This is a genomic window from Zavarzinia sp. CC-PAN008 (assembly GCF_051903925.1).
In the GTDB taxonomy this organism is placed as follows: domain Bacteria; phylum Pseudomonadota; class Alphaproteobacteria; order Zavarziniales; family Zavarziniaceae.
This window is the reverse complement of sequence record NZ_CP173678.1, coordinates 2,704,245-2,724,669: the sequence shown is the minus strand read 5'-3', so window position 1 is coordinate 2,724,669 and position 20,425 is coordinate 2,704,245. Positions and strand designations below refer to the sequence as shown.

Annotated in this window: 17 protein-coding genes; 13 read left to right on the top strand and 4 right to left on the bottom strand. The window is 68.3% G+C overall.

From position 1 onward, the window contains the following. Nucleotides 1–27 precede the first annotated feature (27 nt). The 7 genes from ACI6GS_RS12760 to ACI6GS_RS12730 all read left to right on the top strand — a co-directional run bounded on the left by ACI6GS_RS12760 (nt 28) and on the right by ACI6GS_RS12730 (nt 9,708). Complete coding sequence (locus ACI6GS_RS12760; RefSeq protein ID WP_439813830.1) at nt 28–1,524, top strand: hypothetical protein; 1,497 nt, start codon at nt 28–30, stop codon at nt 1,522–1,524. Next, nucleotides 1,509–2,075, top strand: coding sequence for a hypothetical protein (locus tag ACI6GS_RS12755; protein ID WP_439813829.1), 567 nt, complete (start codon nt 1,509–1,511; stop codon nt 2,073–2,075). The genes ACI6GS_RS12760 and ACI6GS_RS12755 overlap by 16 nt, the downstream gene beginning before the upstream one ends. 264 nt (nt 2,076–2,339) lie before the next feature. After that, complete coding sequence (locus tag ACI6GS_RS12750) at nt 2,340–2,819, top strand: hypothetical protein (RefSeq protein ID WP_439813828.1); 480 nt, start codon at nt 2,340–2,342, stop codon at nt 2,817–2,819. A 651-nt stretch (nt 2,820–3,470) separates the two neighbouring features. Beyond that, nucleotides 3,471–6,329, top strand: coding sequence for a DUF3427 domain-containing protein (locus ACI6GS_RS12745; RefSeq protein WP_439813827.1), 2,859 nt, complete (start codon nt 3,471–3,473; stop codon nt 6,327–6,329). A gap of 112 nt (nt 6,330–6,441) precedes the next feature. Then, complete coding sequence (locus tag ACI6GS_RS12740; protein ID WP_439813826.1) at nt 6,442–6,720, top strand: PqqD family protein; 279 nt, start codon at nt 6,442–6,444, stop codon at nt 6,718–6,720. 9 nt (nt 6,721–6,729) lie between these two features. Beyond that, nucleotides 6,730–7,761, top strand: coding sequence for a hypothetical protein (locus tag ACI6GS_RS12735; protein ID WP_439813825.1), 1,032 nt, complete (start codon nt 6,730–6,732; stop codon nt 7,759–7,761). 15 nt (nt 7,762–7,776) lie between these two features. Beyond that, a complete protein-coding gene (locus ACI6GS_RS12730; RefSeq protein ID WP_439813824.1) occupies nt 7,777–9,708 on the top strand; it encodes an asparagine synthetase B family protein in 1,932 nt (643 codons plus the stop codon). On the opposite strand, the gene ACI6GS_RS12725 is transcribed toward ACI6GS_RS12730, so the two are convergent. From ACI6GS_RS12725 to ACI6GS_RS12710, 4 genes are all read right to left on the bottom strand, one after another. Continuing rightward, nucleotides 9,705–10,649 (bottom strand): JmjC domain-containing protein, encoded by a 945-nt coding sequence (locus ACI6GS_RS12725; RefSeq protein WP_439813823.1) that lies wholly within the window; start codon nt 10,647–10,649, stop codon nt 9,705–9,707. The genes ACI6GS_RS12730 and ACI6GS_RS12725 overlap by 4 nt on opposite strands. A gap of 295 nt (nt 10,650–10,944) precedes the next feature. Next, on the bottom strand, nt 10,945–11,109 hold the full coding sequence (locus ACI6GS_RS12720; RefSeq protein ID WP_439813822.1) for a hypothetical protein: 165 nt from the start codon (nt 11,107–11,109) through the stop codon (nt 10,945–10,947). A gap of 130 nt (nt 11,110–11,239) precedes the next feature. Continuing rightward, nucleotides 11,240–12,853: a DHA2 family efflux MFS transporter permease subunit gene (locus ACI6GS_RS12715; protein ID WP_439813821.1), complete on the bottom strand. Its 1,614-nt coding sequence runs from the start codon at nt 12,851–12,853 to the stop codon at nt 11,240–11,242. A gap of 194 nt (nt 12,854–13,047) precedes the next feature. Beyond that, the gene (locus ACI6GS_RS12710; RefSeq protein WP_439813820.1) at nt 13,048–14,274 is read right to left on the bottom strand and encodes a RidA family protein; all 1,227 of its coding nucleotides are present in this window, start codon (nt 14,272–14,274) and stop codon (nt 13,048–13,050) included. A gap of 183 nt (nt 14,275–14,457) precedes the next feature. Here ACI6GS_RS12710 and ACI6GS_RS12705 point away from each other — a divergent pair, with 183 nt between their 5' ends. From ACI6GS_RS12705 to ACI6GS_RS12680, 6 genes are read left to right on the top strand one after another with little or no spacing between them, the layout of a single operon-like run. After that, nucleotides 14,458–15,480 (top strand): zinc-binding dehydrogenase, encoded by a 1,023-nt coding sequence (locus ACI6GS_RS12705; RefSeq protein ID WP_439813819.1) that lies wholly within the window; start codon nt 14,458–14,460, stop codon nt 15,478–15,480. 14 nt (nt 15,481–15,494) lie between these two features. Next, nucleotides 15,495–16,307, top strand: a complete 813-nt coding sequence (locus ACI6GS_RS12700) for a crotonase/enoyl-CoA hydratase family protein (protein ID WP_439813818.1) — start codon at nt 15,495–15,497, stop codon at nt 16,305–16,307. Then, entirely contained in the window at nt 16,304–18,082 is a 1,779-nt protein-coding gene (locus tag ACI6GS_RS12695; RefSeq protein ID WP_439813817.1) for an acyclic terpene utilization AtuA family protein, read from the top strand. Before ACI6GS_RS12700 ends, ACI6GS_RS12695 begins: the two co-directional genes overlap by 4 nt. A gap of 21 nt (nt 18,083–18,103) precedes the next feature. Beyond that, the gene (locus ACI6GS_RS12690; protein ID WP_439813816.1) at nt 18,104–18,940 is read left to right on the top strand and encodes an SDR family NAD(P)-dependent oxidoreductase; all 837 of its coding nucleotides are present in this window, start codon (nt 18,104–18,106) and stop codon (nt 18,938–18,940) included. A gap of 1 nt (nt 18,941) precedes the next feature. Further along, nucleotides 18,942–19,706 carry an SDR family NAD(P)-dependent oxidoreductase gene (locus tag ACI6GS_RS12685; RefSeq protein ID WP_439813815.1) on the top strand — a complete coding sequence of 255 codons (765 nt, stop codon included), beginning with the start codon at nt 18,942–18,944 and terminating at the stop codon, nt 19,704–19,706. Between the two features lie 4 nt (nt 19,707–19,710). Then, the gene (locus ACI6GS_RS12680; protein ID WP_439813814.1) at nt 19,711–20,415 is read left to right on the top strand and encodes an alpha/beta fold hydrolase; all 705 of its coding nucleotides are present in this window, start codon (nt 19,711–19,713) and stop codon (nt 20,413–20,415) included. The last annotated feature ends 10 nt before the right edge of the window (nt 20,416–20,425 follow it).

Sequence of the window (20,425 nt, the reverse complement as noted above, 5' to 3'; positions counted from 1 at the left end):
GGAGTGGACAGCCCGCGGACTGACTACGTGCGGCCGAGCGCAACCTTCGTCATGCTGAGGCTATGGGGAGAGAAGCGCCGCGCCCAAGCCCTTGTCCATGTCCTGACCCAGATGGTGGACCACCGCAACCCCGCCTTCATGCTGGCCCTCCTCCGCATGAAGCGGATGCCGGTCCCTATCACTGAGTTCCTGGACAGTCCCGAGTACCTGGGCAACGGCACCTTCGAGGTATGGCCCAGGCTCCGGGAAGAAATCATCGCCATGAACCCGGACGTGCTTCTGGGCGAGCCCCATTACCATGAGATCCTGCATGGTGGCGCCACGGGTACCGGCAAGAGCTTCCTGGCGACCGGAAACTGCGCCTATCAGCTCTACGTCGCCACGTGCTTTGACGAACCCCAACGCCTGTTCAACCTGAGCCCCGTCACCCCTCTGGTCATGATGATGCAGAGCGTGTCGACCACCGTCACCAAGCGCGTGATCTACAAGCCCTTCCGCGACCTGTTCACGGGCATGGACTACTCGCGCCGCTGGCTACGCTGGGACAAGAACAAGGACAGCACCTTCGTCCTGGAGGGCAACATCGAAGTGGCCCCCGCCCTGGCGAACATTCAGGCGATGGTAGGTCAGGCGATCTTCGCGGCCATCCTGGACGAAGTGAACTTCATGTCCGTGGTCGAGAACTCCAAGCAGGTCCCCGGAGCGGCCGGCCTTGGCGGTTACTATGATCAGGCCGCCACCGTCTACACGAACATCGCGCGCCGCCGGAAGAGCCGCTTCACCTCCCGCGGCATGACGTTCGGCCAGATCAACGTCATCTCGTCTGTCCGCTACGAGGGCGACTTCATGGAGCGCCGCATTGCCCAGGCACAGGGCAGGGGCGCAGACGAGGAGCCGGAGACGGGCGTCTACGTCTATCGCCGCAAGCAGTACGAGGTGCAGCCCTCTGACCGCTACAAGGGGCCGACCTTCCGCGTGATCGTGGGCAACGACCGTTGGCCGACCCGCATCCTGCGTGACCACGAGAAGGCGGGGAGGCACTACCCGGCAGAAGCCCAGGTCGAGAACGTCCCCGTCGAGTACCGGGCCGACTTCCAGCGTGACCCGGAAGGCTCGCTGCGCGACGTGATCGGTATTGCCACGGCCGCGATCACCGCCTTCATCGGCCGGCGCGACAAGATCGTGGAGGCGAACCAGCGCTGGCGGACTGCCGGGCACAAGCCGTGGTCGTTGAAGCCAGACGTGGATCTTGCGGTCGACGGCATGCCTCAGATTGAGGAAGACCTCGGACTGACCCCGGCGCAGCGTCGCGCACCGCGTTGGATACACGTCGATCTGAGCACGGTGAAGGACCGCTGCGGCATCGCCATCGTGCGCCTGGACGGCTTCATGAACCTCGTGCGGCCCGCGACTTGGAAGAGACACCACACCACTGTAGGAAGGGTGTCGATGAGCGGGTGGTGCAACCAGTTGCATGAACTGCCGCATCATATTTGCGGAGAGAACTCATGGGTCGGGCACTGAAAGCAATCGCGATTGGCACCGCCATCTTCCTTGGCACCCAGTTCGCGACGATTGCTCTCGCAAAGCCCGCCCCACTAGCGGCTATAGTCCTCACGATCGCGGTGGCAGGCGCTGCTTGGTGGGCAGGCAAGAAGCAGATCGCTGGGCTCAGTACCGGCAGGCGGGTCACGATCATATCCGCAGCGCTATTTGCACTGTTCGGCACAATCGCGGGCCCTTACGGCGAGCAGAACAAGCAGTCACAGACAACCGCGTCCCCGCAACAGGCAGCCGCAGCCGCGCCGGACCAATCGCGTGCTCAATCACTTGCAACGGAACCATCACCTCAAGCCGTCGCAGCTGCACCACAGAACGCCGAAGTCGCCGCTGCGTCGACACCCGCGCCCAGGGTTTACAAGCTTGAGGATCTGGATCTCCACCGGAGCAATAGACGCTGGAAAGATATCATTCTCACCGCGAAGAACAGCTTCAACCTTGAGATCACTCTTAGGATCACCTGCCATTTCGAGGGCAGCACAATGACCGATGTGTCGATCGCTGAAGATTTCTGATCCGACCTTCTCCACATCGAATAATGGCCGACTGCGTCGAGCGGGGCATTCTATGAGAAATGCACCACCAGGGATAACGTCGTCCCAATTGGGTCTCGTGCACCCAGACGTGTAGCAGAGACACCTACCGATCCTCGTCAGGGGCCGGACAAGCTCGCCGCCTATCAACGGCTGAACCGCGAATGGGCGCCTGCCCTTACGCACGCCCAGGTCCGCGTCCTCCTGTTCCTGATCGACCAGTCCATTGGCTGGGGCCGGAAGAGCGTGACGCTCACCCTGGCCCAGATGCTTGACGGGGTCACCTACAGGGACGGCACCGTGCAGTGCGCCGGCATGGGCAGTCAGTTCAAGGGCACCCAGCTCAAGATCACCCTGTCCGCACTGACCTCCCTTGGCGTGGTCACCGCGACGCGCCGACCCCAATGCACCGAGTTCACCGTAAACCTCGAATGGAAGCCGACGATGGTCGCCGCCCCGAAGCGCCTACAGACCAAGCCGCCGTCCGACGAATGGGACGATTGCGATCCGATGGTGGGAGTGATGGACGGAAACCCGTCTACCAGAGAGACGGAAAACCGTCTGTCAGATGGACGGAAAACCGTCGATCAGATAGACGGAAATCCGACCCCCTTAGACCTTAAGGGAGACCATAGAGAAGACCCTACAGATGTGGCCGATGCCCGACCTCCGGTCAGGCATCGTGCGCGGCCTATTCCGGCAGATCCTTCCGGAAAACCTGTCTAGGGAATGATCGGTCTTCCGGAGGTTTCAGCGAAATCGGTGAACTTCATTTGTCCATCGATTCCATCTGTCGGGCATTTCGTCGGTCCAACATCGACGCTGAGGCCCCTGCCGTCACCCGCAGTGCACGTTTCAAGACGCAAGGCAGCTCGGCACCAGACAGTGGCCAACCTCGCTCAGAGCGGCCCGGATTGCGACACCACTTTTCGTAGTATCATACGCGCTATAGAGCTAGTGTGACCTGCTTCACCGCCAACGAGTGCAGAGGCGCTGATGACCGATCGTCGGGCACCTCGGCCCCGCACGACGGCACTGGCCTCGCGCCCCATCACACATGCCAATTCGATCAAGCCAGTGTCGCGGACCGCCCACAAATCTGCTACACAATCACCCCGTAGAGAGGTCCAAAGAACCGCAGATTTCCTTGCTCTTTCCTCCACATGTAAGTTTCCTGCCGGGCCCACCACCCCAGCCCCTAGGGTTCATGCGCTGCAAGAATGGGCGGACGGCGCGGGGTCGACGGGGATCCGGTTCCCATGCCGAGGCTGAATGGCGTGCGTGTGACCTGACGCGTCGTGGGTGATCGGCCGAAGCATCTTTCGCCGATGGCCCAGGGTCCCCTAACCTGGCGCGCTTGCGGGCGTTGGGGGTCGGGTGGAAGAGGTTGATGGGGATCGCTGTCCAGTGTGCAGCGGCGCGATCGTTGGCATCAGCCCGCGTCGGCACGTCGCGACCTGGGGCGCGCTGTCAGGCCCCGAACAGACTGCCGTCCTCGATCAGATCGGCCGAGCGCTTGCGCAAGGCGCCAGGGGCTTTCGCGTCTCCACGGACCACGGCCATTTCCGTTTGCGGCTCGAAGGGTCGGCGCCGGCTCCCCTGTTGACGACGGGCGGGAGCGATCCGCTGCTGCCGCTGCTCTCCCGGAAGATCGACGGGGCGGCCAAGGTCGATCTTGCGGTCGCCTTTGCCTTCGACTCGGGCGTGCGCCTGATCGAGCCATGGCTGGAGGACCTTCTGACCCGCGGGGGCGCCCTGCGCATCGTGGTCGGCGACTACATGAACGTGACCGAGCCTGCGGCCCTGTATCGCCTGTTGGACCTGGGCACGTCGGGCGACCTCGACCTGCGGGTGTTCGAAACCGGTCGCGGGTCCTTTCATCCCAAGGCCTGGCTGTTCCGCGCGGCCGACGCCGCAGGCTCGGCAATCGTAGGCAGTTCCAACCTCTCGAGGACCGCGTTGACCCAGGGGGTTGAATGGAACCTCCATGCCGAAGGCGCGGCTGACGCCGTCTCATCCGCCTTCGAGGCGCTCTGGAGGCATCCCCAGGTCCGCCCGCTCGACGCCGCGTGGATCGGGGACTATGCAGCGCGGCGGGCGATGGCCGCTCCTCCCTCCGCACTCGCCCTGGCCGGCGCCGGTCCGAGCGAGCCACCCCCGCAACCGCATGCGATCCAGCGGGCGGCGCTGCGCGCGCTGGAGGCAGCGCGCGATGCCGGCGCGCACGCGGGGCTTGTCGTTCTTGCAACCGGACTGGGCAAGACCTGGCTGGCCGCATTCGACAGCCAGCCGTTCCGCCGCGTGCTCTTCGTCGCGCATCGGGACGAGATCCTGACCCAGGCCATGGCCACCTTCCGCCGCATCCGGCCCGACGCCAGCTTTGGCCGATACGATGGGACTTACCGTGACCGGGACGCCGAAGTCCTCTTCGCGTCGATCCAGACCCTCGGTCGTCCGGGCCACCTGGGCGGATTCGAGCGGGGTGCGTTCGACTACATCGTCGTCGACGAGTTCCACCACGCCGCCGCTGCGACCTATCGCAGCCTGATCGGCCATTTTGCACCCCGCTTCCTGCTGGGGTTGACGGCCACGCCCGACCGATCGGACGGCGCCGACCTGATGACCCTGTGTGGCGATCGCCTGGTCTTCCAGTGCGACCTCTTCGATGGGATCGAAGCAGGCCTGCTCTCCCCATTCCGCTATTTCGGTGTGCCCGACGCGGTCGACTACGCCCAGATCCCCTGGCGCTCAACCCAGTTCGATCCCACAGCACTTGAGGCTGCATTGGCGACCGAAGCCCGCGCCGCCAATGCCCTCGATCAGTTCATGCGGCACCGCCAGGGGCCCGCCATCGGTTTCTGCTGCTCCGTGCGGCACGTAGAATTCATGGCGGAGTACTTCCAATCCGCGGGATTGCGCGCGGCCGCTGTCCATTCCGGCAAAACGAGCGCCCCGCGCGCCACAAGCCTGACGCAACTCGAGCATGGCGGACTCGACATCATCTTCGCCGTCGATCTCTTCAACGAAGGGGTCGACATTCCGCATGTCGCCACGGTCCTGATGCTGCGCCCGACCGAGAGCGTCATCGTCTGGCTCCAGCAATTCGGGCGCGGCCTGCGCCGGTTGCCCGGCAAGGTCCTGCAGGTCGTGGACTATATCGGCAATCACCGCATCTTCCTGACGAAGGTCAGGGCGCTCCTGGGGGCCGGACCGGGCGACCGCTCGCTTGCTTCACGCATCGACGAGCTTGCCGCCGGGACGATTGACCTGCCGCCCGGGTGCGCAGTGACCTATGATCTGCAGGTCCTCGAAAACCTGAAGGCCTTGCTCCGCCCCCTTGCGGGAAGCGACGAGGTGGAGGCCCAGTACCGCGATTTCCGCTACCGCCATGGCGTGCGCCCGACGGCTTCCGAGATGGGCCGGATGGGCTTCGACCCTTCGCGCACAGGACATGGCCTCTGGTTCGATTTCGTGCGTGACATGGGCGACGCCGTGCCCTCGGCAGCGCTGGAAGCCAACCGGCTCCTCATCGGCCGGATCGAGCAGGGAGACACCTTTGCGGCTGACGCCATCGCAGCCCTGGACGCGATCCTGAACGACCGGCAGCCCGAGGAGGGATCGGGTCCCTGGGGATTTCACCCAGCCTTTGTCGAGACAGGTGGCGCGATCCGGGTCGCGGACCCGCACCTTGCCGAACTTCTGCGGGAAATCGTTGATTGGCGCAGGTCGGGCCTGACGCAGACAGCGCGCCTGCGCGAGCCCAGCCCGACCGGTCCACGTCCCGCAGGGCCGGATGTCTGGCGGGAATACAGTCGCGAAGACATTCCGGGCCTGTTCGGAGAGACGTTCAATCCTGGAAAGTGGAACGCGGGGATCGTCCGACTGCCGCGGGACCTCGTCCTGCTGACGACCTTGCGGAAGGGCAACCTGAGTGTTGGCGGCCACTATGACGACCGCTTCCTGACACCGACGCTGATGCAATGGCAAAGCCAGAACAAGACCCGCCAATCCGATCAGATCGGATGCATCCTCAGGGGCACGACCCCTGGCTACCGGATCCACCTCTTCGTCCGCCCGACCAAGCTCCGCGGCACAAAGGCAGCGCCCTTCCTCTACTGCGGTCAGCCGGCGTTCGTGTCATGGGAGGGGGAGTCTCCGATCACGATCACCTGGCGTCTCCCTCAGCCCGTTCCCACACACTTCCATCGCTCCCTCGCCATTCCTCCTGGCGGGTGATGGCACCCTGGATCATCCCGGCGCCGTGTCCGCCAGGCAGACGCCGACCGATGTGGCTTGCGAGGCTGCCGGCGGGCGGGGATCCTGGCGGCAGGACAGACCGTACGCAGCCATGATCGCAATCACCGACACCGTCACCATCTGCGCCGACGTGATCTCGACCGAGATCGACGGCGAGCTCGTCCTGATGGACATGGCCAATGGCCGCTATATCGGCATGAACGCCATCGCCACCGTGGTCTGGCGGGAACTGGAGCAACCGCGCCAGGTGGGCGCGCTCTGCCGGGCGCTGGCCGACCGTTTCGAGGCGCCGCCCGGCGTGATCGAGCGGGACGTGCTGGACCTGCTGTGCCAGATGGCGGAGAAGCAACTGATCCGCCAGGACGCCTGACGGGCTGGCATGCCCAGTCCGCCGCGCCAGCACAGGACGGATCCGCCCATCCCGCTTCCGGCGCAAGCCATCCCCACCCGGCTTTTCCATGAGGGTGGCCGGATCCTGGCCGACTGGGCCGATATTGGCGGCACCGACCCGACCCTGCCCTTTCTCACCGACCGGATCGCCGCGGCCCGCCCCCTGGGGCCGGCGCCCCTGCCCCCGGCGGGGGACGTAACACAGCCGGCAGCCTTGATCCTGCATGCCGGGCGCTGCGGCTCCACGCTGGTCTCGCGCGCGCTCTCCCGGGTGCGGCGCTGCCACGTTCTGTCCGAGCCCCAGGCGCTGAACGACGTCCTGGGGGTCGACGGCCTCTGGCCCTTCCTGCCCCGCGACGAGAAGGGCTCAGCCCTCCGCCAGGTCGTCGCCGCACTGGCCCGGGCGGCGACGCCGGGGCAGGATCGCGTCATCCTGAAACTGTCCAGCTGGAATGCCCTGCACCTCCCCCTGCTCGAAGAGGTCTTTCCGACGGTCCCGAAACTCTTCGCCTACCGGGCACCGCACGAGATCCTGGTCTCGCTGCGCGATCGCCCTGCCGGGTGGATGCAGCGGGCAGGCCACAGGATCCAGGCCCGGCTCTTCCTGGGCGCTGCCCCCGCGCCGGCACGGAACGCGCAGCTTGGCTTTGCCGCGCAGGTCCTGGGCCGCAGCCTGGCCGCGGTCGCCGACAGCGTCGCGCGTCCCGGCCAGGCCGGGACCTGGCTGCTCGTCCCCTATGAGGCCCTGCCGGGGGCGTTGGCTGCACGGATCCTGCCCTGGCTTGGCCTGGCGCCGACGCCCATGGAGGCGGCTGCCATCGCCCATGGCCTTGAGCTCCAGGCAAAGGACGCGACCGGCCGGCAGCCCTTCGCACCCGATGGGGCACGCAAGCGGGCTTCAGTCACGCCGGACCTCGCCGATCTGGTGCGCGATCTGGTATCGGAGCCGCATGAGCGGTTGGAACGCCTGCGCCAGGCCGGCGACACTGCGTGCGGCGGCCTTGGTCTGTCGCCCGGCTGACCTGGAGCAAGCTGCGTGAGCGCAATTGCCGGCGTCTGGTACCCCGATGGCCGGCCTGGGGCCAAGGCGGACTGCACCCGGGTCAGCCGCGCGCTCGCCCTCTATGGGCCGCACCGCGACGGGTTGTGGGACGGTGGCGAGATCGCGCTGGCCCACCGCCTGATGCGCTTCCTGCCGGAGGACCGCTTCGACCGCCAGCCGCTGGCGGGCCGGGGCGGGCGGCTCCGGCTGGTGGCGGACTGCCGCATCGACAACCGGGAGGAGCTGGGCCGCGCCCTGGGCATCGGCCCCGCGGACCAGGCCATGATGTGCGACGCCGCCTTCATCCTGGCCGCGCTGGACCGCTGGGGCGAGGGCGCGCTGGAGCGGCTGTGCGGCGATTTCGCCTTTGCCGCGTGGGACAGCGACGCGCGTACCCTGCTGCTGGCCCGCGATCCGGTCGGCAACCGCCCCCTTCACTATCACGCGGGCGCTGGCTGGTTTGCCTTTGCCAGCATGCCGAGGGGGCTGCTGGCCTTGGCCGACGTGCCCACGGGCCCGGATCCGGAGCGGTTGCTGACCTGGCAGATGCTGCTGCCGCTGGAGGGGCGCAGGAGCTTCTACAAAGGTGTCAGCCGGTTGGAAATCGGCCATCTGGCGGTCATTGGTGCCGACGGCAGGATCGTGGAGCGCCGCCATTGGGATCCGCGCCGGGTGCCACGCCGCCATGTGCGCGGGGACGAGGATGCGGTCGCGCTGCGGGAGGCGCTGGATCGCGCAGTGGGGGCGCAGGTGCGCGGCCTGGGCGGCACCGCAATGATGCTCAGCGGTGGCCTGGACAGCACCGCCCTCGCCGGCAGCGCCGCCCCCCTTCTCGCCGCACGGGATCGGCAGCTGCAGGCCTATACGAACGTCCCCGCTGGCCAGAATGCGACCTTTCATCGCCAGTTGCTGGCCGACGAGGGGCCGCTGGCGGCCATGATGGCGGCACGCCACCCGAACATCGACCATCACCTGGTCCAGGCGCACGACGCCGAGTTGCTGCCGGTCATGGAGCGGATGATCGCCCTGGCCGACCAGCCGGTGATGAATCCGCTGAGCACCGCCTGGATGCACGAGATCTTCGTGCGGGCGGCACGGGCCGGGGCACCCGTCGTCCTGACTGGCGTGTCAGGCAATATGGGGCTGACCTATACGGGCGAGCATCTGCTGATCCGCCACGTCGCCCGCCTGCGCCTGTGGTCCCTGTGGCGCGATGCCGGCCTTCTGGCGTCGCTGGGCATCCATCGCACGCGCGGCCGGGCGATTCGCTTGAGCGTCCGGCCATTGCTGCCGGCGGATCTTCTGGCCTTGTGGCGGCGCCTCCAGCGGTCCCCTGTCGATGCGCATCCCGCCGTGCTGCCGGTGCAATGGGACAGCCCGCAGGCCCAGGCGCTCTTCGCTGAACGGGCAGGGCCCGCGCACCCGCTCAACCGCGTCCGGACCTGGCAGGAATGGCATGACATCATCATGCGGTCGCGCGATCCGGGGCCCATCAATGCGGCCGTCAATGCGGCCTACGGGATCGACCGGCGCGATCCGACGTCGGACCGCCGCCTGCTGGAAGTCTGCCTCTCCCTGGGCGAGGACAGGTACCTGCGCAACGGTCGCACGAAGGATGTCTTCCGCCGCGCCTTTGCCGACCGGATCCCTTCGCCGATCCTGGACAACCCGCAGCGCGGCTTCCAGACGGCGGACTGGAAGCAGATCCTGCTGAAGGCGAAAGGCCCGATCCAGGCCGAACTGGCGCACCAGGCCCGCGTCGGCGCCTGTACCGACCTGATCGACATCGGCGACCTCCAGGCGCTGGCCGACAGCCTGGACCAGGCGGACCCGGCCAGCCGCCAATCGGTTGAGCGCCACTTCCTCAAACTGACGCGGGGCCTTGCCGCCGGCCTGTTCACCCGCCGCGCCGCCGGCGGCAACTAGGGCGGAAATTCGCGCCCCATCGCGTCGCCTTCGACAAGCAGGACGAGCGACCGGCGCGCCAGGCGGGCGACCGTCTCGCAGGCAGTCCCGGCGTCCAGGCCGGACAGGTCCGGCAGGTCCGCAACCTGCCGCGTGCCATGGCAGAGCAAGGCCGCCATCATCGCCCGCTCCTGCGGATCGAGCGTGACCTCTCCGCCGTTGAAGGGGACGCAGGCACCACCCTCAGTCGGCAGGGACAGGCCGGCCGACAGCAGGGGCTGCACCCAGCAATCCGGCGCCAGATCGCTCGACAGGCCCAGGTTCAAGGGCAACCGCAGGCGCCGCTGCGGCATGAACGTGGCCAGGAACGCGCGCAGGTCGACCGTGTCGGCCAGACGCCGCAGCTGGTCCCGCAGGTCGGACTCGTAGCGGGCGAGGTCGGCCGCATCGCCATAGACCGGAACGTCCGCCTCGAAGCCAACGTCGGCCATCCCGCCGCCCGCCAGCCATCTGAGGACATCCGAGCCGCGCGGCCACAGCAGGGAGTTCGTCAGGTGAAGCGACGCCTCCCCCTCGACCGCCGCGCGATGCACCTGCCCCCGCGGGATATAGAGGACGTCGCCGGGCTCCAGCACCACGTCCCATTGCGCCGGTGCCAGGTGGGCATCGGGGACCAGGCCCGGCTGCGCACTGACCTCCGGCCGGTAGCCATGGCCGAACCAGCGCTTGCGGCCATGCAGGTGCAGGACCAGGACATCATGGGGGTCGTGGTGGGCGCGGAACGCGCTTTCCCGACCGAAGCTGGCATAGAGGTTGGTCTGGATCCGCGCCGGCATGGCCTGTTCCAGCATGGCGACCAGGGCCGCCAGGGCGGGGACCGCGTCATGCAGCTGGAACAGGGCGATGCTCAACCCCTCCTGGCAGAACCGCTGCAATTGGTCCGGCAGGACCGCGCGCTTCATGTCCGCGCCGACAGCGCTCCACATTTCCCGTGGCAGGTCCCGCCCCCGCCGCACCACGCGGGTCCGGTCGTCCAGCAGGCGCTCCGACCGCAGCAGTCCGTTGAACGTCGACCAAGGCAGGAGCGCGCGGAAGGCCTGGCCGTTGGCGGTCCGCAGGTGAAGCCACCGGCGTTCCCGGACAGCAGACTGGAACGCAGCCGTATCATGGGGCGCCAGAAGGGCCCTCAGCGACGGGATGATGGGCGTGCCCCTGGCGTGTCCGGTGCTTACGCTTCGGTGAAGCCATTGCCCTGGGCTAGGACACTCCAGGCTGGTTGGGATCCACGTCCGCGAAGGTCATCCCACCCGCCTGCGTCCCGTGGTCGATCTCGATCACATCGATGATGGGCTTGGTCCACGCGGCCTTGGCAGGCGTGCTGCGCTGGCAGGCGTCCGTGTCGGGCGCCGGGATGTTGGTCATAAGCAAATCTCCACAAGGATCGGCTCTTCCTCTTGGCAGACATCGCCCTTTCGCAAGGTCCTGTCAATCCAGCGCGCCACGCTGCGCCCGGCCTTCCTGTCGGGCCTTCCGAACGCCCGATCCAGCCAGATCAGTGGTCGGACTTCACCGGTGCCATGGCCATGACGATCGGCCGGACGAAGGGCAGGCAGGCGACCATGACGAGGAAGCACAGCGTCATGAACAGCATGGCGTCGGCAAAGGCCATCGACCAGGCCTCGCGCTGGACCAGTTGGTGCAGGATCTTCAGCGCGGCGGGATCGGCGTCCAGGCGGCCGGCATAGGCATCCGCGGTGGCGACGGCAAGCCCCTCCCACAGGTCGGTCGCCTCGTCCCGGCCCCAGCGGACATTCTCCGCCAGGCGCAGGGTGTGGTGCGCCATCCGTTCCGTCAGCATGGTCGAGATGACGGCAAGGCCAATGGCGCCGCCCAGGTTGCGCATCAGGCTGAACAGGCCGCTGCCGCCCTTCAGGTCCTGGGGCGGCAGCATGCCCAGCGCGATCTGGTTGGACGTGAAGCCCAGCAGCATGAAGCCGAAACCGCGCGCCGCCTGGGGCACGACAAGGTCGCCCCAACCCGACTGCGAGGTCATGCCCGCCTGCAGCCAGGCGGCATAGGCGCTCAGGCCCAGGCCGACGCCCATGATGAGCCGCACGTCGATGAAACGCGTCGCAATCATGGCAAAGGGCACGGACAGCATCTGGAACGCGCCCGTGACCGCCATCAGCGTGCCGATCTGATAGGAATTGTAGTCCAGCACCCGTGCTGCATAGAGCGGCACGACGAAGGTCGAGCCATAGAGCCCGATGCCGCTGATGAACGCCGTGAGCGAGCCGAAGGCATAGTTCCGGTTGGCAAAGACGCGCAGCTGGACGATCGGCTGGTGGTATGTGAACTGGCGCCAGAAGAAATAGAGTCCGCTGACCAGGGCCACGCCGGCAAAGATCGAGATGTGGTCGGACTGGAACCAGTCCTCCTTGGCCCCCTCCTCCAGCACATATTGCATGCTGCCCAGGAACAGGGCGATCGAGACCATGCCCGGCAGGTCGAAGCCCTTCATCAGCGACCAGTCGGGATCGTCAATGTCCATCAGCAGGGCAACGCCGACGGTCACGATGATGCCGGGGGCAAGATTGATCAGGAACAGCCAGTGCCAGGACAGTTCCGCCGTGATCCAGCCGCCGATCGTAGGCCCCAGGGTGGGGCCCAGCGTCACGATGAGCGCCGTCACCATCGAGGCGAAACCCCGGGAGCCGGCAAAGATCAGGTAGCTGGTCGCGAACATGGTGGGGATCATGGCCCCGCCCAGCAGGCCCTGGAGCGCCCGGAAGGCGATCATCGATTCGATGTCCCAGGCAAAGGCGCACAGCACGCTGGCCAGGGTGAAGCCGGCCGACGAGATCACGAACAGCCAGCGCGTCGACAGCAGGTGGCTGAGGAAGCCGCTGAGCGGGATCGCGATCACCTCCGCGATCAAGTACGACGACTGGATCCAGCCGATCTCGTCCGGTGCCGCGTTCAGGCCTGCCTGGATCTCGGCAAGCGAACTGGCCACGATCTGGATGTCGAGCACGGCCATGAACATGCCGAGCGCCATGCAGTAGAAGCCGATCAGCTGCTCGATCCGCCGGCCGCGCGACACGCCGGGCCCGACCCGGGGCTCCGCGCGCGGTGCGGCGAAGGTCTCCGCCGCCTGAACGCTCATGCCCGGACCCCGTCAATCGACGGCCGTCCACGGCCCAGCAGGACCACGAAATCCGCGGCCGTGGGGCAGCGCCATGCGACATGGTTCCTGCGATGCTGGCGCGCCCGGTTCATGGGGCGATCATATACGTCTCAATCCCGGTGACGATCCAGCCCGCGATCGGTGGGGGTAAGTCCCCTCCGCGCCGCTCCCGCTCAGCCCTGGGCCACGCCCCAGATTTCGACCGTTGCGTCGGGCGAGTGCATCATGGGCTTTGGCACCAGGGTCAGCGGCGGCAGGGCGCCGCCCACGCAGTCGGCCAGGGTCCGCACGAAGGCCTGCGTCGTCGCCTCGCTTCCGTCCGAGGCGAAGTAGCAGACCATCAGCTTCAGGTCGGACAGGCGCCGGCCGAACGGCCGCAGCAGGTCCTCGATATAGCTCATCACGAAGGCGGTCTGCGGCAGCAGCGCGCCGCTGCCGATATTGAACCAGCCCATGTTGCTGTAGGGGGTCGAGGGGACCTGCCCGCCCAGCCACAGCGTGTCGCGCAGGCGGAAGGCCTGGCGATAGGGCAGCGGGATGGGCCAGTCCCACACCCGCTTGGGCCAATGGTCCTCGCGCGGGATGTACTTGTCGAAGCCGTTCCATTCCTCGCGCATGGCCATGACCTCGATCTTGGTCGCGGCCCCCGGCGGGTTCAGGCGGTGGCAGGGCACGACCGTGGCGCACGGCCCCGGTTCCCGGAAGTGGCTGGCGCGGGCTTCCGCCAGCGGCGCCCAGTCGTCGTGCGTCTCGCCGAAGTAATAGCCCTCCATCTTGACGCAGTCCTGGAACGACGCGCCCAGTGCGGCCAGCGTCTCGGCATGGGCCTTCATGATGACGTGGCTCTGGGCCACGCCATCGCCAGGATGGGGCATGGTGCCGTCCGTCTGCTCCGCCGTGCGGTTGGCGACCGCGATGAACTCACCCGCGCGCAGGCCGGCGGTCACGCTCCGCCCCGCGAACAGGTCGCGGTGCGCGGTCGGCACCGGCCGCTCGGCCACGCGAATGTCAGCCAGTGTCCGCCAGCCGCGCTGGGCGATCGCCTGAAGCTGCAGGCACTGCCCGGAGAAGGGCTGCATCACCTCCAGCACCGTACTGATGGCCGGCATCGGATCGGGGAAGTACCGCGCCAGGGCGGCGATCACCTGCCAGTCGTCGACGGCACCCGCATGGTGCACCTTGAGCCGCACCACGTCGTCCAGGGTGCAGAACTCCCGCCCCAGGGCACTGGCCAAGTTGGCGACGGCGCCCTCGACCTGCTGCATCACATCGCCGGGATGACGGATCCGCCCGGCGGCGTCCAGGTCGCCGGCCCCGCCGACAAAGCTGAGGCCGCCGGCGCTGGCCGACAGATGATGCGTGTGCGCGATCGGCAGCTGCCAGGTGCCAGGCTCGGTCATGTCGCCCCCTCTCCTGCATCGGGTCCCTGATGAGAGCATAGGAGCGGACGCGGTGCGCGGTCGCTGAGAAGCGGTCAAGGCGGTGTTTGACCCATCCGTGACCCGGCTTCGCGTCGAACCGGCCGCGTTGACCGGTATTGAAGTCCTATTTATAGTACTTCAATAACGATGCGGGAGGGCGCCATGAAGGCTGCGGTGTTCAAGGGCGCAGGCCAGGGATTCGTCGTGGAAACCGTGGCCGACCCTGTGCCCGGCCCTGGCCAGCTTGTGCTCAAGGTCCATCATTGCGGCATCTGCGGCACGGACCTGCACTCGACCGAGGACGGCCCCGCCTGTGTTGCCGCCGGCAAGGTGCTGGGCCATGAGTTCTGTGGCGAAGTGGTCGGCCTGGGCGCCGGGACCGAAGGCGCCTGGAAGGAAGGCGCCCGCGTCGCGGCCCTGCCCACGATCGGCTGCGGCACCTGTGCCGCCTGCCTGGCGGGCACGCCGATCTGGTGCCGGCAGATGCGCGACCATTTCTTTGGCACGATCAACGGCGGCTTCGCCGAATATGTGCTGGTGGGCGCGCGGGAAAGCGTGCGCCTTCCCGACAGCGTCTCCTGGCAGGAAGGCGCGCTGGTCGAACCGCTGGCCGTCGGCCTGCACGGCGTGCGGCTCGCGAAACTCGACCCCGGGTCGGACATCCTGGTGGTGGGCGCAGGGCCGGTCGGCCTGGCCGTCGTCGTCTGGGCCCGGGCCCTGGGTGCGCGGACCATCGTCGTCACGGCGCGGTCCGACCGCGGCGCCGACATGGCGCGCCAACTGGGCGCCACCGACTTCGTGACCAGCGACCAGGACGTGCGCAAGGCGTTCCGCCGCATTGCCGGCGGGCCGCCGGCCGCCGTCTTCGAATGCGTGGGCGCGCCCGGCATGATCGAGTACTGCGCCAGCCTTGCCGCCCCGCGGACGGAGGTCGTGATCCTGGGCGCCTGCGCCAAGCCCGACACGATCAACCCGTCGACCGGCATGAACAAGGAACTGACCTATCGCTTTGCACTGGCCTACAGCGTGCGCGAGTTCGAGACGGCGGTCGATGCCATCGCCCGTGGCCGCATCGACCCGCAGGTGATGGTGACGGACGTCGTCGGCTTTGACGGCTTTCCCGCCGCGTTCGAGGCCCTGCGCCAGCGCAGCACGCAGTGCAAGGTCCTGTTCCAGCCGACCTGAAGGGAATCCGCGAGATGAAACGCCTGGCCGTGACGGTCGATGCCGGCGTCGCCCATGTGCGGCTGAACCGGCCGGACAAGATGAATGCGCTGGACGATGCCGCGTTCGAGGAACTGATCGCGGCGGGCGAAGGCCTGAAGCGCGACGCCGCCGTGCGGGCCGTCGTCCTTTCTGGCGCGGGGCGCGCGTTCTGCGCCGGCCTGGACACCAGCAACTTCGCCGCCATGGCGGGGGCCGAAGGTGTGACCGGGCCGCCACCCAACACGCCGCGCACGCATGGCATCTCCAACCGCGGGCAGCATGCCGCCATGGTCTGGCGCGACGTGCCGGCGCCGGTGATCGCGGCGGTCCATGGCACGGCCTTGGGCGCCGGCCTGCAATTGGCGCTGGGGGCCGACATCCGCTACGTGACGCCTGACGCCAGGCTGGGGCTTCTCGAAATCCGCTGGGGCCTGATCCCGGACATGGCGGGCATCCCCCTGCTGCGCGCCCTGGCGCGCCAGGACGTGGTGCGCGAACTGGCCTATTCGGGCCGCATCTTCTCAGGCACGGAGGCCCTGGCCTATGGCTTTGCCACCCGCGTCGTGGACGATCCCCTGGCCGAGGCGCTGGCCTTTGCGCATGAAGTCGCCGGCCGCAACCCGGAAGCGATCCAGGCCGCCAAGCGCGTCCTGAACGAGGCGGAGGACAGCGATGCCGCCACCCTGCTCCAGCGTGAGAGCGTGGAGCAGGACCGTCTGGTCGGCAGTCCCAACCAGGTCGAAGCGGTGAACGCCGCCATGGAGAAGCGTGCCGCCCGCTTCACCGATCCGGGGGCCGCGCGATGAGCCGGACCGTCCGCATCGGCTGCCCGTCCGGCTTCTGGGGCGACAGCGCGGTCAGTGCGCCGCAACTGGTGCGGCGGGCGCAGGTCGACTACCTGATGCTGGACTACCTGGCCGAAGTCACGATGTCGGTCCTGGTCCGGGCACGGGCCAAGGATCCGGCCCAGGGCTATGCCCGCGACTTCGTGACCGGCGCCATGTCCAGCGTGCTGGAGGATGTCGCGGCCAAGGGGATCAAGGTCGTCACCAACGCGGGCGGCGTGAACCCACGCAGCTGTGCTGCCGCCCTGAAGGCGCTGTGCGACAAGCGGGGCGTGCCCTTGCGCATCGCCGTGGTGGAGGGGGACGACGTGCTGCCCCTGATCCCCGACCTGCGCGCCGAAGGCATTGCGGAGATGGACGCCCGCACCCCCCTGCCCGCCGACCTGGTCAGCGCCAATGCCTATCTGGGCGCGCTGCCCATCGCGGCAGCCCTGGCGCGCGGCGCTGACATCGTGCTGACGGGCCGCTGCGCCGATTCCGCCCTGGCCCTGGGCATCCTGATCCACGAGTTCGGCTGGAAGGCCGACGACTGGGACCGCATGGCAGCGGGCAGCCTGGTCGGCCATATCCTGGAATGCGGGCCGCAGGCGACCGGCGGCCTGCATACCGACTGGGACCAGGTGCCGGGCTGGGCCGACATCGGCTACCCCATTGCCGAATGCGCCGCGGACGGCTCGTTCGTCCTGACCAAGCCCGAGGGCACCGGCGGCCTGGTCAATCCTGCGACGGTCGCCGAGCAGATGCTGTACGAGATTGGCGATCCCGCGGCCTATGTCCTGCCCGACGTGGTGGCCGACTTCAGCGCCGTGACGATGGAGCAGGTGGGCCCCGATCGCGTACGCGTGGCGGGCGCCCGGGGCCGGCCGGCGACTGGAACCTATAAGGTCTCCGCTACGTGGGAGGACGGTTTCCGGTGCGTGGGCCAGCTGACGCTCATCGGCTTCGACGCGGCGCGCAAGGCCCAGGCCAGTGCGGAGGCGATCGTGGAACGCTGCCGCATGATGTTCCGCGACCGCAACCTGGGCGACTTCCGCGGAGTCGAGATCGAGATCCTGGGCGCGGACTCGATCTATGGCGCCGATCCCCGGGCGACGCGGGTGCGCGAGGTGGTCATGCGCATCGCCGTGGCCCATGACAGCCAGGCCGCCTTGCAGATCTTTGCGGGCGAGGTGGCGCCGGCCGGCACCAACTATGCCCCCGGCACTACGGGCTATGCCGGCGGCCGGCCCAAGCCGCAGCCCATCGTGCGCCTGTTCTCGTTCCTGATCGCCAAGGACCGCCTGCCGCCGCCATGCGTGGACATCGCGGGCGAGACGCTGGCGGTTCCGGTGCCGACGGCGGGCCCGCCAATCGTGGCGACCCCGGTCCAGGCGCCTGCGCCTGGCGAGGCAGTGCCCGACGGCCCGATGGTCGAGTTGCCGCTGATCCGGCTGGCCTATGCCCGCTCTGGCGACAAGGGCGACAAGTCCAATATCGGCGTCATCGCCAGGCGCCCGGAATACGCCGCCGTGCTGCGCCAGCAGCTGACGGCGGAGCGCATGGCCGCGCACTTCGCCCACCTGGCGCATGGCCGGGTCGAGCGGTTCGAGGTGCCGGGCATCCATGCCTTCAACTTCCTGCTGCACGACGCGCTGGGCGGCGGCGGAGCGGCGTCGCTGCGCAATGACGCGCAGGGCAAAAGCTTTGCCCAGATCGCGCTTGAGATTCCGATCCGCGTCCCCGCGGCCTGGACCTGACCAGACAGAGGGCATCCGACCATGACGACGAGCAGCAACGGGGCCGACTGGCTGGGCCTGAGGGACAAGGTCTGCGTGATCACCGGCGCCGCGGGCGGCCTGGGCCGGCAAATCGCGGCCAGCTTTGCCGAGGTGGGCGCCAGGCTGTGCCTGCTGGACCGCGACGGACCAGCGGCGCAGGCCCTGGCCGGCGAGCTGGCGGCCAGGGGTGCCAGCGCCCAGGGCTTCGCCTGCGACATCGCCGATCCCGCCAGCATGCGCGCGGTGGCGGAGGCCTGCGCCGCCCAGGTCGGCCCCTGTGCCGCCCTGGTCAACAATGCGGCGGTGCTGCATGCCGGCGGCCTGGCCGACTTCCCCATCGACAAGTGGAACCAGCTTCTGGCGGTGAACCTGACCGGCTTCCTGGTCACGGCGCAGGCATTCCGGCAGCAGATGGTCGATGCGGGCGGCGGCAGCATCGTCCACCTGTCTTCCCTCGCCGGGCATTTCCCGCAAGGGTATAGCGGGGCCTACAGCGTCTCGAAGGCGGGGGTGATGATGCTCTCGCTCCAGCTGGCGCTGGAATGGGGGGAGTTCGGCATCCGGTCAAACGTCGTCAGCCCCGCCATGGTGCGCACGCCGATGAGCGAGCCCTTCTACCAGGACGCGGAGCTGTTGCGCCGGCGGATCGAGATGGTGCCCGCCCGGCGCATCGGCGTCCCCGCCGATATCGCGGAAGCCATCGTCTTCCTGTCCAGCGCGCGCGCCACCTATATCAACGGGCAGGAGATCCTGGTCGACGGCGGCGTGGCCCAGGTCCTGATGAGCCAGATCCCCCGCCCCGGCTACGAGCGGGCCGACCACGCCAAGGCGTCCTGAGATGGCGGGCGGCCTGCTGGCGGGCAGGGTCGGGCTGGTCACCGGCGGCGGCTCCGGCATCGGGCGGGCGACGGCGCTGCGCTTCGCGGCCGAGGGTGCGCGGGTCGTCGTTGCCGACCGCAACGCGGACAGCGCCCAGTCCGTCGCGTCCGAGATCGTGGCTGCCGGGGGCGAGGCGCTGGCCGTTGTGGCCGACGTATCCGACGACGCCATGGTTCAGGCCATGGTGCAGGGCACGCTGGCCCGCTTTGGCCGGCTGGATTGCGCCTTCAACAATGCCGGGATCGGGGCCGCGGAACTGGGGGCCGCCGGGCAGAAGCTGGGCGAGATGGAGGAAGCCGCCTTCGACCGGCTGGTCGCCATCAACCTGAAGGGCGTGTGGCTGTGTCTGAAGCATGAGCTGGGCGCGATGCAGGGGGGCGGTGCCATCGTCAACACCGCCTCCATCGGCGGTCTGATCGGCCTTCCGGGCTCGGGCGTCTATACCGCGACGAAGCACGCCGTGATCGGCCTGACCAGGGCGGCGGCGGTCGAGTACGGGCCGCGCGGCATCCGGGTCAACGCAGTGTGCCCCGGCTATATCGAGACGCCGCTGACGGTCGATACGCTGAGCCGGCGAGCCGACGCGATCCGCCCGCGCCTGCCGTTGCAGCGCGTCGGCCAGGCCGAGGAGGTGGCGGCCCTGGTCGCCTGGCTGTGCTCGGACCAGGCATCCTATGTCAGCGGTGCCGCCTATACGGCGGACGGCGGCTATACCGCAGGGTGACGCCATGACCGATGCTGCCCCCATCCTGCTGATCCCCGCCCTGTACTGCTCCGCCCGGCTCTATGCGGAGCAGATCCCGGCTCTGTGGTCAGTGGCGCCGGTGATGGTCGCGAACCACACGCGCGGCGATTCGATTGCCGAGATCGCCGCCCAGATCCTGGCCGAGGCACCGCCCCGCTTCGCCCTGGGCGGGCTGTCCATGGGGGGCTACACGGCGCTGGAGATCATGCGGCAGGCGCCGGAGCGGGTGACGCGCCTGGCCCTGATGGACACGTCGGCCCGGGCCGACACGCCGGAACAGACGGCGGGCCGCGCCGCGTCCATTGCGACGGTTCAGCGCGACGGGTTCGACGCATTCCTGGACCAGGCCTGGCAGATCGCGGTCGATCCGGCCCGCACCCACGATGCCGACCTGCGCCAGCTCTACCGCACCATCGCCTGGGACGTCGGGCCGGAGCGTTTCATGCGGCAGCAGGCGGCCATCGGTAAGCGCCCGGATTCGCGGCCGCACCTGGGCCGCATCGCCTGCCCGACGCTCGTGATGGTGGGCGCGCAGGACGTGGCGACCCCACCCCACCTGGCTGAGGAAATGGCCGCCGCCATCCCAGGCGCCCGCCTGGTTCGCGTCCCCGATTGCGGCCACCTCGCCACCATCGAGCGCCCCCAGGACGTCACCCGCATCCTCGTGGAATGGGCGGCAGGCGGCTGAGCGGTGCCGC